Here is a 16,147-nt window from a genome sequence, read left to right on the forward strand (position 1 = left end):
AAGGAGAATAAAAATGATTAAGTTAGTGCTCACTGATATGGACGGAACATTTTTGAACAGTAACGGTGATTTCAATAGAGAGTTATATCAAGATGTAAAAAAGATAATGCAGAAACAAGGAGTTATTTTTGCTCCAGTTACCGGGAAGCAGTGTGAAAGGGTTGAAGAACTATTCGGAGATGACGCAAATGATCTTTGGATTTTGGGAGATAGCGCCACCCGTATTAAACATAACAGAGAATTTGTTTATGAAAACTTGCTGAGCAACAAGCTTGGTCTTGAAATAATACAGCAACTAGAGGAAATTAGCCTAGATCATATTATTATTGCTTGTACTAGGAAAGGTGCAGTCATAAAAGACACTGTACCAACCGATATTGTCAGAAAGTCTTACGCTCAGGTTAGACAAGTTGCTGACTTCAAGGAATTAAATGATGACTTTGTTAAAATTACGGTATATGACTCGGCGCTTCAATGCTTCGAAACACGTAAGAAACTTTCTACCTTTTTTGAGTCAGCTTACATTGTAGCGTCTGAGTCAGCTTGGATCGATATTGCTAACATTAATGTTCATAAAGGTACGACTGTAGAACACCTACAGCACCTTTTGAATATAAAGCCGGAAGAGACAATGGCGTTTGGAGACGGCTACAATGATCTGGAGCTTCTTGTTCGTGCTGCCTACAGTTTTGCTGTTCGAAATGCTGTCCCCGAACTAAAAGAAGCTGCAAATTACATCATAGGATCTAATGATGATAATGCGGTAATGAAAACAATTATTCATATGTTGTCTTTGCGGGAGTAATCTATCTTTGAATGATTGTAAGAGTGGGGAAATTGGAATTTAAATTTCTGATGTCTGACAAAAATCTGAAAACTAAAATCCGCTTTAAAACGTGGACATTAGTTTTCAGATTTTTTTGCTAAATGATAATTAAGATGGCTTCTTATAATTGAAATTGTAAGTTTTATGAAAGAAGGGTATAGAGTGCAAAGACAAGTAAAACAGGTAAATATAACAGACAAAAATTTTAATCGTACGTTCAATCGGGAGCTTGTACATCTTGTTATTCCTATCGCACTACAGAACCTAATAGCGGCAACTGCAGTATCGGCAGATGTTGTGATGTTAGGGGCCGTAGGTCAGTCTGCAATGTCGGCGGTATCACTGGCAGGACAAATCACTTTTGTTCTTACCTTGTTTTATCTGGGGATGTCGGCTGGTGCAGGTATTCTTGCCGCGCAATACTGGGGTAAAAAGGACGTGCATACTATACAAAGAGTTCTCAACATTGCCTGTCTATTTGCTGCTATTATCTCTCTAATTTTTTTCGGTATTTCCTTATTATTTCCAAATGAACTAATGTATTTTTTTACGCAGGATGAAGAATTAATTAGATACGGAGCAAAATTTCTTCATACGATTTCCTTTTCGTACCTTGCAATGGGCCTCACTCAAATGTTTCTCGGCGTGATAAGAAGTATGGAACAGGCACAATTGAGCGCCTTAATTAGTTCTTCAGGCTTATTTTTGAATATCCTTTTGAATGCTTTATGTGTATTTGTGCTTTTCCCAAACATGCCAGAAAAAGCAATTACATCCGTGGCTCTTGCAACAGTCGTTGCTCGTTTCTTTGAACTGGGATGGTGTTACATATATTCCATTACAAGAGGAACAGTCCGCTTTCAATTACCTGAGCGTGATGACGCTCAACGCAAATTGCTAAAGGATTATTTGAGGTACACAACGCCTGTACAAGGTAATTATATCGTTTGGGGTGGCGCTTTGACTGCAACCGCCGCAATTATTGGACATATAAATGCTGATATGGTCGCAGCCAACTCTGTTGCATCAGTGGTGAAAAATTTGGCTGTTGTATTATGTGGGGGTATTGCGACTGGGGGATCAGTACTTGTAGGGAAGTATTTAGGCAACAACGAAATTGAAATGGCAAAAAAAGCAGGGGCCCGGATGATTTGGTATGCACTGATATTTGGTGTTCTTTCCGGAGGGCTCATTTTATTAATGAAACCGCTAGTATTCTATGCGGTTGATTTGAACCAAAATGCACAAGAGTATCTTCATGGCATGCTTTATATATGTATTTATTATTGTATTGCTAAGTCGATGAACGCAACAACTATTGCTGGTTTATTTGTTGCAGGAGGAGATTCTAAATTTGGCTTTTGGTGTGATACGATTGTAATGTGGGGAATTATTTTGCCTTTGAGTTTTATCAGCGCGTTTGTGTGGCATTTACCACCTATTGCTCTATATGTTGTAATCAGCTTAGATGAAGTTGTTAAAATGCCAGCTGCCTTAATGCGGTATCGTCAATTTAAATGGCTGAAGAATATAACGAGAAATTTTACTGAAGTAGAAGACTTCAACAGAAAACGATAGCTTAATAAAAACAAGACGGCAGCCGACCTCGTTTAGCGAAGAATTGCGAAGGGAAGACGAAGAGGAGAGGGAGGCCATGTTTCAGACAGCCAGATGTGTGGAAAGCTTTATTACCCGGACCCTCTCATAACGGTATAGTAGATTGAAATACAAGATTTTGTACCCGTAATCTACTTATAATGCAATGATTGAGGTGTCAGCAAGTGTTAAAGCTTATCAGATTTCTTAAGCCATACCGGCTCGGGGCCCTGCTCGGGCCGCTGTTTATGCTGCTTGAAGTTACGATGGACCTGCTGCAGCCAAGGCTGATGGAAAGTATTGTTAACGATGGTGTTGCCGCAGGCAACCTGGGGCACATCACCCAAACCGGGTTGCTGATGCTGGCCGCCGCTGCCGTCGGCTTGATTGGCGGTGTCTGCTGCACAATCTTTTCTACGATTGCTTCTCAGAATTTTGCCGGTGACCTCCGGCAGGCGATGTTTGAGAAAGTGCAGTCGTTTTCGATCCGCAATATGGAGCGTTTTGAATCTGGATCTATCGTCACCAGGCTGACCGGAGACGTGGTTCAGCTGCAGAATATGGTGCTTATGTCACTCCGCATGTTTCCTAGGCAGATCTTCCAATTCACCGGCAGTCTGATCATGGCGGTGTTGATCAGTCCTCAGCTCACTCTCATTCTGCTGGTGATGATTCCCCTGGTGCTCCTGCTTCTTACGGTATTTACGCGGAAGTCCATCCCGCTGTATGGAGATGTACAGCACAAGCTGGACCGGCTGAACCTGGCGATGCAGGAGAACCTGTCCGGGATCCTGGTTGTCAAAGCTTTTGTGAGAAGTGAATATGAGGAGCTGCGATTTGAAGGCAGCAACTCACGCTTTCTTCAAGCCAGCCTGAAGGCGGCAAGGCTGATGGCACTGAATACACCTTTGGTATCAATGATCCTCAACTTCAGTGTAGTTGCGGCATTATGGTATGGCGGTGTGCTTTCCGGGAAGGGACTGCTCTCGGTCGGAGAACTGGCAGCGTTTCTTACCTACATTACCAAGCTGCTGTTCGCAACACTCGGAATGGGGGGCCAGCTGATGACCCTCTCCCGGGCCAAGGCTTCAGCTGACCGCATTAATGAGGTCCTGGACACTCCTCGGATAGAGAGGACTGCGGGCTATTGCCGCGCAATACGCAACAGGATGCCCAAGACAACTTCTGCGGCCGGTTAGCCTTTGAGCATGTAAGCTTAAGCTATGACGGCAATCTGGACCATGCGGTGCTGCATGACATTGACTTTATTGCCGAGCCTGGACAAACGGTGGGGATGATCGGAGTAAACGGGGCAGGCAAATCCACATTGGCGAGTCTGATCCCCGGCTTTTATAAGGCGACCGGAGGCCGCATTACTATCGATTATGTGAATATTGATACGCTGGCTTCAGAGAAGCTGCATCAACATGTGGGCATGGTACTTCAGCAGGCACTGCTTTTCAGTGGAACGGTTCTGGAGAACATCCGCTACGGGAATCCTGCGGCGACATTGGAAGAGGTGGAGGAGGCCGCGCGTCTCGCGGAGGCTCATGATTTCATCAGCAAGCTGCCGCATGGATACGGTACGGTTTTGGGTCAGCGGGGGGTGAATCTGTCCGGGGGGCAGAAGCAGCGGATATCCATAGCCCCAACGTTATTACTGAAGCCGGGAATGATCATACTGGATGACTGTACCAGCGCGGTGGATCTGCGGACCGATTACCGCATACGCTCCTCGCTGCGGCAAGTAATGAAACGCACCACCTGCCTGATCATTGCCCAGCGGATCGCTTCGATCCAGCACGCTGATCTTATTCTCGTATTGGATGAAGGGCGCATTACAGCCCGGGGGACGCACGAGACACTGCTGGCCACAAGCCAGCTTTACCGGGATATCGCCTTATCCCAGCAAGGAGCCTGACATGAGGACTAATACCCATACTCTGAGAAAATTGTCCGGCTACTTGTTCCGGCAACCTCTGCGGCTGATTATAGTCCTGGTGCTCACGATTGCTGCAGCGGGGCTGACCCTTCTCGGTCCCTACCTGACAGGAGTCGCACTTGACCGTTACATTATTCCTGGCCAGTACAGCGGACTGCTGCAGCTTTGTCTGCTGCTGCTGGGTTTGTATCTGCTGGGCAGTCTGGTCAGAGTTGGCTGCAAGGCTATCTTCTCGCTGATATCTCTCAGCGGACAGTGTGAAGCCTGCGCAAGGAACTGTTTCAGCATTTGCAGCGGCTGCCTATTCCTTTTTTTGCCCGCAAAAGCCACGGGGAACTGATGAGCCGCACCACCAATGATATCGATAATATCTTAAACTCGCTGAATCAGAGTCTGGTGCAGATCATCTCCAGTATCATCATGCTGGCGGGATCACTTACGATGATGCTGCTGCTGAACGGTTGGCTGACACTTATTGCCGTGGTCACCGCACCGCTGATTGCATGGTTTGCCAGTGCAGTAGCAAGCCGGACCGGGGCACAGTTCAAAGCGCAGCAGCAGGAATTGGGCAAGCTCAACGGGTTTATCGAAGAAACCGTATCCGGCCACCGTGTCGTTGCCCTGTTTCATCAGGAGCAGCGGATTGCCTCGGAGTTCATTACCGCAAGGATATGATACTATACTGTCAGCAGAGGGAGGCAATCTCAGCCAGGGGCAGAAGCAGCTGATTACCATCGCCCGGGCGATGCTTTCCGACCGTGCACTGCTTATCCTGGATGAAGCGACAAGCAGTGTGGATACACTGGCAGAGATCCAAATCCAAAAGGCGGTCAAGCAAGTGATCTCCGGCAGAACCAGCTTTGTCATTGCCCATAGGCTGAGTACCATCCGCCATGCCGATACCATTTTGGTCATTCAGGATGGACGGATTGCCGAGCAGGGCAATCATGAACAGCTGCTGCAGCGTAAAGGCCTGTATTATGAGCTGCAGAGCAGCGGCAGCGGTTTTGCCGAAGAAGCTGAGCAATCTTTTACTGGAAGTGTGTCTTCCTATTGCCGATAAAGAGCCGGATCATAAAGAGGCTGTCCCTCAGCAGAAATGCCAGAGAGACAGCCTGTTTTTTTCTGAACTTTTCAAATGGATTTAAAACCCTTTATATTGAGGTTCCTCTTTCTCCAGCTCTGTTACCCGGCTTTCCACTTGAGTTACAATTTGCTGAGTTTGCTGGGCCGCATTGGTGAACAGGTTTTTGGCTTCCTGATTCTGCGTTTCCAATGCAAATTGCTCAAGGCTGGCTTGGGCGCTCTTCAAAGAAGAGACACAGGTTTTCACTTGTGAAGCTACAGTCATTTGTTACACCTCCTTAGAATGATTGTTCGTTAACGCGATATAGTATCTGTCGAGACAAGAAATTGTATACCTCACGACTTAACCAGTAAAAAATTTCATGGTTATTTCCGCACCTTCTGGCAAATAATGAAGGTCGACAGACATGAATACAGGATAATCGGGAGGTTACAAAAATGCCGGAATGGCTTGAAGTAGTTTGGCGCACCGTTTTTGCGGTGGTGGTGCTTTTCTTTTTGACGAAGCTGCTCGGTAAAAGACAGGTCTCACAGCTCTCGTTCTTTGAATACATTACAGGGATTACTGTGGGCAGTCTTGCAGCGTACATCTCTTTGGACACGGACAAAACGTGGCATCTGGGGGTCATCGCACTGATTGTCTGGGTTGCTTTCTCGCTAGGTATCGAGTTTCTGCAAATGAAAAGCAAAAAGGCCAGAGACTTCATTGATTTCAAATCAACCGTGCTGATTAAGGATGGGAAAATCCTTGAAGACAATATGAAAAAAGAACGGTTGACGACCGACGAATTATTGGGGGAGCTGCGTAAAAAGGATGTATTTAATGTGGCCGATGTGGAATTCGCTATTATGGAAACAGACGGGGCGATCAATGTGCTGCTGACCCGTGAAAATCAGCCGTTGACACCCAAGCATCTGGGGGTGAAGGTGGCACCGGAGCAGGAAACCCAAGCGGTTATTATGGATGGTGAGATTATGGATGAACCCTTGGACGCACTGGGACTGACACGCGGCTGGCTGATGGGGGAGCTGGAAAAGCTGAATCTGTCTCCCGAAAATGTGTATCTGGCCCAAGTGGATTCCTATGGTGAGCTCACGGTGGACTTGTACACTGACAGTGTTGAGGTCCCTCAAACGCAGGAAAAACCCCAGCTGTACGCGCTGTTGAAGAAATGTGAAGCAGACCTGGAGCTGTTCAGCCTTTCTACCAACAATGAACAGGCGAAAAAAATGTACGGCCAGTGCTCGGAACAACTGCAGGGCCTGCTTAAGCAGCTGAAGCCTTTTGTCCAAAACTGAAAGAGATGAATCGTAGAGTATAGAGTAATGAGGCCCCAAACGGTTGGTTTGCGGGCCTTTTCTTGTGTAAATACAATCCATTCACAATACTGTAATATTATTCCGAAAAAACATCTGTACAAATACAAATATTTACTTATAGTGAAGATTAGGCAGGCCGCTGCAAAAAATTGATTTTTACAGTGAACTGCATATCAGAGAGGAAGGGGGAATGCGATGAACGCGATAAATGCAGTGGTGAGAACAGCAAGCAAACTGCGAGCCTGCAACAGCTCAACTGGTTCCGAAAACCATAAAACACTTTGGAGGTAAATGTTAACGTGAAAATAAAAAAGGGATTTGCATTCACCGCATCGATTGCCCTCTCTGCTGTACTCGCTTTTGGCGGCCTGCAATGGGGGATACCGTCAGTACAGGCGGCAAGCCTCTTCAGTGATGATTTTGAGTCCGGCAGCCCCGGCAATTGGACCAGCACGACAGGCACATGGTCTGTAGTACAGGATGGTAGCTCTTATGTATATTATCAATCCGGCAGTTCCGAAGGACGGACTTCCGCAGGCAGCAGCTCCTGGAGCGATTATAGTGTTCAGGCGGATGTAAAGGTCGATAATTTCAACGGGAACAACCGTACATATGTGTGCGGACGTTATACCGACGGGAACAACTACTATGCGGCTTCAATATCCAACTCGAACGGGGGCACACTGGAGATCCGTAAAAAATCCGGTGGAGAAAGCACTACGCTCGCAGCTAAAACCGGTTACGCCGTCACCGCTGGAACTGTTTACACCGTTAAACTTGAGCTAAGCGGGGATTCAATTAACATGTACGTAAATAATGTGCTGCAGTTAAATGCACACGATAACATTTTTGCTTCTGGCGGGATTGGATTGATTGCATACAAGACATCCGCCAAATTCGATAATGTTATTGTAAGCGGTGTCAGTGTTACTCCGACTTCTAGTCCAACCGCCACAGCAACCATAGCACCAACAACCAGCCCAACCGCAGCGCCAACCGCTACAGCAACTCCTGCACCGACGGCTACGGCTGCACCCACGGCCACACCTGCAGCAACACCAACAGTGAGCCCGGTTTCCGGTGTGCTGTATGCAGCGCCTAACGGTGCAGCCGGAAATGCAGGAACCGTTGGAAGCCCAACTACCCTGGGATCGGCACTGACCCGGATTGCTGCGGGAGGGACGATCTATCTGCGGGGCGGAACGTACTCCCTGTCCTCCCCGGTAACTATAGACCGGGACAACAGCGGAACTTCCAGTTCCCGCAAAAACCTTGTTGCCTATGGAAGTGAGAAGCCAGTGCTTGATTTCTCTGGTGAAAGCTTCGCATCCACAGAGCGCGGACTGCAAATCTTCGGACATTATTGGTATGTCAAAGGCCTGGAAGTCAAAGGAGCCGGAGACAACGGGATCTTCATCGGCGGTAACTACAACATTATTGAAAATGTGGAGACACATCATAACCGGGATTCCGGCCTGCAAATCAGCCGTTACGCTTCTTCAGCCTCCAGCATGAGCGACTGGCCAAGTTACAATCAGATCATCGGCGTCTATTCGCATGACAATTTCGACCCGGACAACGGGGAGGATGCGGACGGTTTTGCCGCCAAGCTGACCATCGGCCCCGGCAATGTGTTCGACAAATGTATATCGGCCTGGAACACAGATGACGGGTGGGATTTGTATACCAAATCAGAGACAGGTCCAATAGGAACGGTAACGATCAAGAACAGTGTGGCATATAAAAACGGCCAAACCTCGGATGGCAATACAACCGCCAACAGCGACGGCAACGGCTTCAAGCTGGGCGGGGACAAAATTGCCGTGAACCACATTGTCACCAACAGTGTTGCTTTCCAGAATAAAAAGCATGGCTTCACTTACAACAGCAATCAGGGTTCCATACAATTGACCAACAACACCTCGTGGAGCAACGGGCAGAGTAACTTTGCTTTTGATTCAGGTACCCATGTATTCACGAACAACCTGAGCTTTGCCGGTACATCCAGTGACAAAACGAGCGGTACGGATGTTTCCAGCACAAATGTCTGGTGGAAAAGTAATGCCAGCGTGAACGGCAAGGGACTTGCAGCCAGCAGCGCCGATTTCGTGAGTCTGACTCCTTCGGTAGTGCGGAATACTGACGGTTCCTTTAGTCTGGGCAACTTCCTGAAGCTGGCCGCCGGCAGCGACTTGATAGGTTCAGGTACTCCAAGCGGCACTAATATTGGGGCCGCCATTCAGTAGAACCCGTCAGATATGTAGAAGCTGTGTCAAGGAATCGGGTGCATAGACCCGGTTCCTTTTTGCTGCGGCATAAGATCAAACATACGGATTTCAAGACCAGGTTGTTCATAGAATGCATCCCCGTCTATTACTTCATTGCCGCATTCATCCGCTCCAAGCTTGGCAGGACTGTCAAATGAACGCTGCGACTTATCTATTATATATTGGAGGCGCTTTCTGGTATGATTAAGCTTTAGTACATACCTTTATATGGAACGGATGGTGTTATTCTTCATGATGCTTCAAGAAGCTGCCGCACTCATACAGGCAATAAGAGAGAATCTTGCTAAAGTTATTGTAGGTAAAGCGGAAGGAGTAGATCTGCTGTTAGCCGCCCTACTGGCAAATGGACATGTCCTGCTGGAAGATGTGCCCGGTACAGGCAAAACCATGCTCGCCAAAACACTGGCACGCTCGCTGGACTGCTCCTTCAAGCGTATACAGTTTACGCCCGATCTGCTTCCTTCGGATCTTAGCGGAATCAATTTCTATAATCAGAAAACAGGCGAATTCCAATTCCGCCCCGGCCCGGTGTTCTCCAGCATTCTGCTGGCCGATGAGATCAACCGTGCGACTCCACGCACCCAGTCCAGCCTGCTGGAATGCATGGAAGAACGGCAGATTACCATCGACGGTGTAACGCATGAGCTGGAAGCGCCTTTTCTCGTCATTGCGACGCAGAATCCGGTGGACAGCCAGGGGACCTTTCCGCTGCCTGAAGCGCAGCTGGACCGGTTCCTGATGAGGATCACTACGGGGTATCCCACTTTTGAAGAGGGGGTTCATATCCTTCAGAGATTCCGTGAGAACAATCCCCTATTGGAAACGTCAGCTGTGGCTTCCGGGAGAGATATTAAGGAGCTTCAGCAGCTTGCTGCAGCGGTGACGGTCAGCGATGATCTGCTTGGTTACATCATCGCAATTGTTGAAGCGACGCGCCAGGCGCCATCCGTCAAGCTGGGGGCTAGCCCCCGCGCCGGGTTCGCGCTGCTTCGTGCCGCCCAGGGCTGCGCGCTCATCCGGCAGAGAGATTATGTGCTGCCTGATGATATCAAGGCGGTGGCGATGCCGGTGCTCGCCCACCGTCTGCTTCTGCAGCGTGGACCGGGTTCACGGGAAGGGCAGGCTGCAGAGCTTGTGCAGCAGGTGCTGCGTGAAGTGGAGGTTCCGGCGGAACCGGCACCGGCAGCTGCAAGAGGTGGAAGGGTGGAATAGAAGATGACACTGCCCTGGTTCATCATCAGCACATTGCTGCTGCTGATGTTCATTTCTGCAATCTATCAGCGGAATGCACTGAAGAAAGTGAATTATATCCGTTATTTCTCTTCACAGGCAGCGTTTGAGGGGGAAACCGTGGAAATGGTAGAAGAGATCAGCAATGGCAAACTGCTGCCCTTGCCTTGGCTTCGTCTGGAGTCCAGCATCGCGAGAGGGCTGGAATTTGGAAGCCAGGAGAATCTCGGCATCAGCAGCGGGGAAATCTACCAAAATCATGTGAGCCTGTTCTACCTCCGGCCATATCGCCATATTAAGCGGACCCACCGGGTCCGCTGTGAAAAACGCGGCCTTTTCCGTCTGGATACGGCAACCATGACTACAGGAGATTTGTTTGGCCTTAGCCGCAATACCCACACCTTTCCTCTGGACCTGGAGCTGATGGTTTATCCGGTCATGGTGGATATGTATGAACTGCCGCTTCCGATCCACAGCTGGCTGGGAGAGCTTCCCGTCAAACGCTGGATCGTACACGACCCGTTCTTAACAGCGGGTACACGGGAGTACAGTCCGGGAGATTCCCTGGGCTCCATCAACTGGAAAGCCACGGCCCGCACCGGACAAATGCAGGTTCACCGCAAGGATTTCACTGCCGATTCCAGGCTTATGATCTGCCTGAACATGGAAATCAGTGATTCCATGTGGAGGACGGTAACGGATATGGAGCGGATTGAACTGGGTATCCGCTACGCAGCTACAATAGCTGACTATGCTGTAGGACATGGGATTGAGACAGGGTTCCTCAGCAATGGAAGACTGGACGGGGATGGTGAACATGATCCCGTCAATGCTGAGCCGATGGGCCGGATGGAGGACATCCTCAGTCTGCTGGCGAGGCTGAGCCTGGAAAGAGTACTGCCCATGAGCAGGCTGTTGGAGCTTGAAGCCGAGAGAGGAAGCACGGATACAGATTATCTGATTATTTCCTGTCACCGCGGCGCCGGACTTCAGCAGGCGGCTGAACAGCTCAGGCTGGCCGGGAATGGCATCGAGTGGCTGGATATTCCTGGTGAAGGGAGGAATAGCGCATGAAGACATTGGGCTCAGTTCAGTTGATAACGACACTAAAGCTCATGCTGTCCTGTATTGTGGAATGGCTGCTGTTCCTTCCGGTGTGGATCGTGCTGCAGAAGTATTTGCAGCCGGGGGATGCTGTGCTTCCCTGGATGTATACCTTGCCGCTTGTATCCATGACAGGCGTACTTCTCCGGGAAAAGTGCAACCGGAAGTGGAAGCAGCTGCTGGCGGCGCTTATATTGGGTGCGCTGGCGGGAGCTCTGGCAGGTGCATATGGATTGAAGGGAATCCCTCTTTATGCAGGTGCTTCCATATGCGCTTATCTGGGGACGACGGCTGCCGGCCGGGATCGCAGGCTCAGATACTATGTTGCCGGGATCGCAGTATATTTTGCCGCAACTATTGTTTTCGCCAGGGTTCCGCTGCTGAAGCCTAGTGTTGCAGGTTTAACCTGGAGCGGCAGCTTATGCCTGGTCCTGGCTTTGCTGGATACCAACACCAGCCATTTGCGCTATAGTTCCTTCTCGGGGGCTGGCACCCCGCTGCCGGCAGGACTGCGGAGGCATAACCGGCTGTTTGTGTTGTTGTTCATCACGGTTGCCGCAGTGCTTGCAGCAGGAGCAGGCAAAGCATTAGGAATGCTCATCTGGCATGCCGCGCAGGCATTCTTCGGCTGGTTAAGCCGTCTATTCTCCGGCTCAGGCGAAAGCGAGCTACTTCAAGAGGCTCCGCCTCCGGTTATGCCCGAAATGCCGCCGGCGGAATCGCAAGAGCCGGGCTTGCTGTCGATGCTCCTTGATTATGCTTTTTATGCCTTCGGAGCGGCAGTGTTGGCGGTAGTGCTGTATTACGGTCTACGCTGGCTGTACCGCAATACGGGAGGATTGTGGCGGAGGTTCATCGATTCCCTGCTGTCCTTGCTGCGAAAAGAGTCAATTCCGAACAATACCGCTTACCGGGACGAAGAGAAAAGCATCTTCACCTGGGAGAAGACGGTACAGGGCGTCAGAGATTATTGGCGGAACCGGCTGGCGTCCGCTTCCAGACGGGACCGCTGGGAAGGAATGAACGGGGGACGAGAGCGGACCCGCTGGCTGTACCGCCATTGGCTGCAGGCCAAACGCGCTGAAGGATATTTGCAGAGGAATTATCTTACACCGCAAGAAACCATGGCAGACATTGCGGAATGGAATGCTGGGAGAAAGCGCCAGCGCAAGAATGAAGCGGCAGCCGCAGCGTCCGCTGAGCTTCTCCATTTCTACAATCAGGCCAGATACGGGGCTGCTGAGCTTCCGGAATCAGAGGTACTGCGGCTGAAAGAAAAACTGAAATTATAATCGTTTCAGGTCATCAGCAGGAGGGAGGCTCACCGTGGTTACCTATTTACGCGGAGAACTGGCAAAGGAAGCGAAAGTGAATATTGAAACCTTGAGGTATTACGAGAAGCATGGTCTGCTTCCCCAGCCGCAGCGGACTGCCTCGGGTTACCGGGTGTATACGGAAGAGACACTTGCACGGATTATTTTTATACAGAACGCCAAGAACTGCGGTTTCACGCTGCGTGAAATCACAAAAGCGCTGAAGAAGTCGGAGGATGGAAAATTAAGTATACCTGATTTCATTATGGCTATAGAGCGGAAGATGACCGCTGTGGACCTTGAAATTGCCAAACGGGAGAAAACCAGGCTGCTGCTTGTTGATCTGAAAAGAAACCTCGAATCTGCCGAACGGCATCCGGGTGTGCAGGAGACGCTGCAAATCCTCAAGATGGAAGATTAGCGACCGTATTATGAAATCCGCCCTTTTTGCAAATTGCGCCTTCTCATTGCTGCTTGACTCTGTACCTGGATACAGGGTTTAGAATGCAGGTATCAAGCCAATGCGGGGAGGATGTACATGATGTCAAGTTCAATAGAAATGCTTACCGCCATCAAAAATCATTTGAAGCAAAATAACCAGACTGCCGGAAAAACAGCAATGCAAATTCGGCTGGAGCTGGCGGAGTCCGCCAAACGTCTGCAGCAGCTTCCGTTCATATCTGCCGAAAAGGCAGATATGAACGGGCTTCAAGGGGAATGGGTAAATGCCTGTAAGGGTCATAACCCGGAGGACAGAAGGAAGGTTATTCTCTATTTTCACGGGGGAGGGTTTATCTCCGGAAGCTGTGAAGTTTACCGTGATCTGGCTGCGAGAATTTCTGCCGCAAGCGGTGTGCCGGTACTGACAGTAGAGTATCGTCTTGCTCCTGAGCATGTGTATCCCGCCGCCAATGATGATTGTTATTCCGCCTATTGCCGGCTTCTGGAGACGGGCCTGCAGCCGGAGGATATTATCCTTGGCGGGGATTCTGTAGGTGCCACGCTTGCGCTCATGACGATGATCACACTGCGGGAATCAGGGGGAAGGCTACCGGCTGCAGCGTTCCTGCTCTCTCCGCATGGCGATCTCGTTCATCTCGACGGCGAGTCCTATGACAGCAACGCTGAACTGGACCCCACAGGGAGCCGGGAGGGGAACCGGAGAATCCTGCGGGATTACCTCGGCGGCTATGCCGGTGAGCCTCCTGCGCTGCTCTCTCCGCTTAAGCTCTGCCTGCATGGGCTGCCGCCGCTGTTGATCCAGGCCGGGGATCAGGAAGTGCTGTTAAGTGATGCCGAAAAGCTGGCAGAGCGTATTCGTGCTGAAAGAGGGGAGGTCACACTGGAAATTTGGGAAAATATGTGGAGTGTGTTCCAGATGATGTCCGCTATGCTCCCCGAAGCACAGGAGGCAATTGGGAATATCGGGAGTTTTGTCCGGAAAACGTGGAAGTTATAAACTCAAGTTTTTCGATATGACGATTTTTCCCCGTTTCGGCAACTCTTCGCTTTTGCGATACGCTTGATGCAGGCCTTGAGCGGTAAAGGCAAATGTCTCATTGACATGGATTTTTAATTTATTGCCTTTCATATGGTGAGCGATGGATTCAAAATCGGTACGGTTAGGTTGGGCTTGGAAGAAATGTGCGTGAATATTGCGGACCTTCGGATATTGATTGATTCCGAATGCCACTACTGAGATATAAGTTCCACCATCCTTGATGACCGAGAAGTTCTTCTCTCCGATTTCACCTGGTAACCCGGTACCGAAAGTGGATGCGTCCTTGGCGGTATCCAATACGATATCAACAGGATCTGTTATTTGGGTCGTAAAGTCGGCTTTAGTATAGTCGATGACCTCGTCAGCACCAAGTCCTCTGACGAAATCATGATTATAGTCCCTCGCGGTTGCGATAACATATGCTCCATGTTGTTTGGCCAACTGGACGGCTACATGTCCCACTCCTCCGGCGCCCGCCTGAATAAGAATACGTTGTCCCGGTTGAAGATGGCCATGCTCAAACAGTGCTTGCCAAGCTGTCAGGGCAACCGTAGGAGCGGCACCTGCCTCTTCAAAGGAGAGACTTTCAGGGATCACGGCAAGATGATCTTCTTCCACCGCAACATAGTCCATATAAGAACCTCGTTGAACCATGCCCATAACACGATCCCCAGGTTTGAATTGAGTCACTTTCCTACCAACCTCTTGAACGATGCCGGCTACTTCATTACCAAGAACCATGGGCAATTGCAATTGATCCTGAAATTTGTGGGCCATTGGACTCTGGAGAATCGCGCCGCTGCGAAATAAATAATCTGCTGGATTAATGGAAGAGGCGCGCATTTCGATGAGCACCTGTGTATCGGTGAGTGAGGGAACCGGCAGTTCCAGTTCCTTCAGCACTTCTGGGATTCCAAAGCTTGTCAAAGCAATAGCTTTCATAATAATCCTCCTCTTAAATTGAACATACATCAAAATTCTTTATACTTTGGTATTCAACATAAATCCTTCTTTCAAAGAATCAGCCACAGATTGTTTAAGCAACACCTGTTTGATAAGATGATAATATTGCATGCTTATGATTTCAATCAGCAGAGTTAGAAGAACGTTGCATAGGCAACACATTGTAATATTTGATGTCTAAAAAGGGGATTGAAAATGGTAAATCAGGAGGATCCGAGGGTGTTGCGCACACGACAGCTTATTAGAGCATCGTTCAGAGATTTGTTGTTTAGAAAAGGATTTGATGCAATCACCATTAAGGATATTGCTCAACAAGCTACCATTAACCGGGCCACATTCTATGCTCATTTTGAAGATAAATATGCTTTACTTGAAGAAATTACAGAAGAGGCATTCCATGAGATGATTCCTGAACAAGTGAAGAGTGCAGGAGAATTTACTGATGAAATATGCAGCCAGTTAATCTTGGCGATGCACGGGTATATTGTGGATTTTTACCATATCTGTAGGATGAGCTCTAATTCCATGGCTACACATGTGGATAAAAAGATAAAGAAAATGTTGCAACAAACCATAGAAAGCATTTTTCTGAAAGGAGATACCTACCCTGGGGCGGAGAGGTATTACATAGAGATCATGGCGGCCATGACAGGTTCGGCAATCTATGGCGCTGCGCTGTATTGGTTAAATGTGGAGGATAAAGATCGAGTGGATATGCTTGCAGATCTTGTGCGTCCTTATGTAATGAACGGTCTAGGGCTGGATCGCAAAGGCGATGAATACAGATGAAAAGTGAGATTGGCCAGATCGGAACGATGGTGCACCATAAGTTACACACCTCTCTTTATTTATATGGTTGCCCGACACATTCATGATATCCAAGGAAGATATTAAAATATAAAACATTCACAACATTAATTAACTTATTACCTAAAATAATGAATTCACAAAACCGATAATTTAATATACTTACCATTT

16 protein-coding genes and 1 pseudogene are annotated in these 16,147 nt (G+C 48.8%); 15 read left to right on the plus strand and 2 right to left on the minus strand.

Annotated elements, in window-relative coordinates:
- Positions 1-13 precede the first annotated feature (13 nt).
- The 7 genes and pseudogenes from PRIO_RS16025 to PRIO_RS16050 all read left to right on the plus strand — a co-directional run.
- Positions 14-805 carry an HAD-IIB family hydrolase gene (locus tag PRIO_RS16025; protein ID WP_046503434.1) on the plus strand — a complete coding sequence of 264 codons (792 nt, stop codon included), beginning with the start codon at positions 14-16 and terminating at the stop codon, positions 803-805.
- A gap of 165 nt (positions 806-970) precedes the next feature.
- The gene (locus tag PRIO_RS16030; protein WP_052741467.1) at positions 971-2,404 is read left to right on the plus strand and encodes an MATE family efflux transporter; all 1,434 of its coding nucleotides are present in this window, start codon (positions 971-973) and stop codon (positions 2,402-2,404) included.
- Between the two features lie 203 nt (positions 2,405-2,607).
- Entirely contained in the window at positions 2,608-3,621 is a 1,014-nt protein-coding gene (locus PRIO_RS36815) for an ABC transporter permease (protein ID WP_231869913.1), read from the plus strand.
- The gene (locus PRIO_RS36820) at positions 3,570-4,343 is read left to right on the plus strand and encodes an ABC transporter ATP-binding protein (RefSeq protein WP_020434188.1); all 774 of its coding nucleotides are present in this window, start codon (positions 3,570-3,572) and stop codon (positions 4,341-4,343) included. Before PRIO_RS36815 ends, PRIO_RS36820 begins: the two co-directional genes overlap by 52 nt.
- A gap of 1 nt (position 4,344) precedes the next feature.
- Positions 4,345-4,704, plus strand: a complete 360-nt coding sequence (locus PRIO_RS16040) for a hypothetical protein (RefSeq protein WP_039791365.1) — start codon at positions 4,345-4,347, stop codon at positions 4,702-4,704.
- A complete protein-coding gene (locus tag PRIO_RS16045; protein WP_167345626.1) occupies positions 4,653-5,039 on the plus strand; it encodes an ABC transporter transmembrane domain-containing protein in 387 nt (128 codons plus the stop codon). The genes PRIO_RS16040 and PRIO_RS16045 overlap by 52 nt, the downstream gene beginning before the upstream one ends.
- Positions 5,023-5,427 (plus strand): annotated as a pseudogene (locus tag PRIO_RS16050) (ATP-binding cassette domain-containing protein); the annotation flags it as partial. The gene PRIO_RS16045 and the pseudogene PRIO_RS16050, both read left to right, overlap by 17 nt.
- 81 nt (positions 5,428-5,508) lie before the next feature.
- Here PRIO_RS16050 and PRIO_RS16055 read toward each other — a convergent pair.
- The gene (locus tag PRIO_RS16055; RefSeq protein WP_020434185.1) at positions 5,509-5,715 is read right to left on the minus strand and encodes a DUF1657 domain-containing protein; all 207 of its coding nucleotides are present in this window, start codon (positions 5,713-5,715) and stop codon (positions 5,509-5,511) included.
- A 173-nt stretch (positions 5,716-5,888) separates the two neighbouring features.
- On the opposite strand from PRIO_RS16055, the gene PRIO_RS16060 reads away from it, so the two are divergent.
- The 7 genes from PRIO_RS16060 to PRIO_RS16090 all read left to right on the plus strand — a co-directional run bounded on the left by PRIO_RS16060 (position 5,889) and on the right by PRIO_RS16090 (position 14,164).
- Positions 5,889-6,749: a DUF421 domain-containing protein gene (locus PRIO_RS16060; RefSeq protein WP_020434184.1), complete on the plus strand. Its 861-nt coding sequence runs from the start codon at positions 5,889-5,891 to the stop codon at positions 6,747-6,749.
- 890 nt (positions 6,750-7,639) lie between these two features.
- Positions 7,640-9,016: a right-handed parallel beta-helix repeat-containing protein gene (locus PRIO_RS33900; RefSeq protein WP_407944497.1), complete on the plus strand. Its 1,377-nt coding sequence runs from the start codon at positions 7,640-7,642 to the stop codon at positions 9,014-9,016.
- Positions 9,017-9,289: 273 nt separating this feature from the next.
- A complete protein-coding gene (locus PRIO_RS16070; RefSeq protein ID WP_020434181.1) occupies positions 9,290-10,270 on the plus strand; it encodes an AAA family ATPase in 981 nt (326 codons plus the stop codon).
- A 3-nt stretch (positions 10,271-10,273) separates the two neighbouring features.
- Positions 10,274-11,362 (plus strand): DUF58 domain-containing protein, encoded by a 1,089-nt coding sequence (locus PRIO_RS16075; RefSeq protein ID WP_046503440.1) that lies wholly within the window; start codon positions 10,274-10,276, stop codon positions 11,360-11,362.
- A complete protein-coding gene (locus PRIO_RS16080) occupies positions 11,359-12,684 on the plus strand; it encodes a hypothetical protein (RefSeq protein WP_046503442.1) in 1,326 nt (441 codons plus the stop codon). Before PRIO_RS16075 ends, PRIO_RS16080 begins: the two co-directional genes overlap by 4 nt.
- Before the next feature lie 34 nt (positions 12,685-12,718).
- The gene (locus PRIO_RS16085; protein ID WP_020434178.1) at positions 12,719-13,126 is read left to right on the plus strand and encodes a MerR family transcriptional regulator; all 408 of its coding nucleotides are present in this window, start codon (positions 12,719-12,721) and stop codon (positions 13,124-13,126) included.
- 117 nt (positions 13,127-13,243) lie between these two features.
- Positions 13,244-14,164: an alpha/beta hydrolase gene (locus PRIO_RS16090; RefSeq protein ID WP_167345627.1), complete on the plus strand. Its 921-nt coding sequence runs from the start codon at positions 13,244-13,246 to the stop codon at positions 14,162-14,164.
- Here the strand turns inward: PRIO_RS16090 and PRIO_RS16095 are convergent.
- Positions 14,159-15,148, minus strand: a complete 990-nt coding sequence (locus PRIO_RS16095) for an NADP-dependent oxidoreductase (RefSeq protein ID WP_046503446.1) — start codon at positions 15,146-15,148, stop codon at positions 14,159-14,161. The two genes, PRIO_RS16090 and PRIO_RS16095, sit on opposite strands and share 6 nt — an antisense overlap.
- Before the next feature lie 240 nt (positions 15,149-15,388).
- On the opposite strand from PRIO_RS16095, the gene PRIO_RS16100 reads away from it, so the two are divergent.
- Complete coding sequence (locus PRIO_RS16100; RefSeq protein WP_231869914.1) at positions 15,389-15,958, plus strand: TetR/AcrR family transcriptional regulator; 570 nt, start codon at positions 15,389-15,391, stop codon at positions 15,956-15,958.
- Positions 15,959-16,147: the final 189 nt, after the last annotated feature.

Origin of the sequence: Paenibacillus riograndensis SBR5 (assembly GCF_000981585.1) — a bacterium.
Classification (GTDB): Bacteria; Bacillota; Bacilli; order Paenibacillales; family Paenibacillaceae; genus Paenibacillus_AQ; species Paenibacillus_AQ riograndensis.